Origin of the sequence: Halarcobacter mediterraneus (assembly GCF_004116625.1) — a bacterium.
Lineage (GTDB): Bacteria > Campylobacterota > Campylobacteria > Campylobacterales > Arcobacteraceae > Halarcobacter > Halarcobacter mediterraneus.
Window position 1 is genome coordinate 1 of sequence record NZ_NXIE01000025.1, and the last position, 438, is coordinate 438.

At 34.7% G+C, this 438-nt stretch carries 1 protein-coding gene; it reads right to left on the reverse strand.

All coding sequences use genetic code 11. The annotated features are described in order from the left end of the window. Positions 1–3: 3 nt before the first annotated feature. Positions 4–438: YbhB/YbcL family Raf kinase inhibitor-like protein (locus tag CP965_RS14035; RefSeq protein ID WP_129062724.1), on the reverse strand; the 435-nt coding region annotated here is incomplete at its 5' end.

Here is a 438-nt window from a genome sequence, read left to right on the forward strand (position 1 = left end):
AATTTATCTTCCGTAATATGAAATCAAAGAAGCTTTTGCCAAAGAGTGAGAGTTTAAATAAAATCCAACTAATGCAGCATTTGCATTTTTATCTAATCCTAAAGTTTCAACATCAAGGGCATGAACCGTAAAAATATATTTATGAGCTTTATCTCCTTGGGGAGGACAAGCACCACCAAATCCACTTTTTCCATAATCAGTTATACTTTGAATAGCATCTTGTGATTCACTATTTCCAAAACCACTTGGAAGTGTACATTTATCTTTTGAAATATCAAAAACAACCCAATGCCACCATCCTGAGCCAGTTGGTGCATCTGGATCATAAACAGTAACTGCAAAAGATTTTGTTCCCTTTGGAGCGTCTTTCCAAGAAAGTTGTGGTGAAATATTTTCACCAGTACATCCAAAACCATTGAAAACTTGTTTGTTTGTAAG